We start from the raw sequence: 239 nt of genomic DNA, 5'->3' as shown, positions 1-239 counted from the left end.
CCACGCGTCGGCTGGCCGATGATGAGTGCCGTCGGGCCGCGCTCGATTTCGCGGGCACCGACAATCTTCTGCTGGTTACCGCCGGAGAAATTGTCTGTCTCCAGACGGGGGTTCGGCGGGCGGATGTCATATTTCTCAATCTTCTCCATCACTTCCTTGCGGATCGCCTCGAGATCGAGCAGCGGACCTTTGCTGTAGGCGGACTTGCGGTGATAGCCGAGGGCGGAATTCTCGTATTC

General features: G+C 59.8%; 1 pseudogene. It reads right to left on the bottom strand.

Annotation, left to right across the window (positions count from 1 at the left end):
- Positions 1–239, bottom strand: a pseudogene (locus ACPYOI_RS36910) (heme ABC transporter ATP-binding protein); the annotation flags it as partial.

The organism is Rhizobium sp. SVR5-2C (assembly GCF_056755115.1).
Note: the sequence above shows the minus strand (reverse complement) of the source record. Positions and strands in the feature narration are given on the sequence as shown.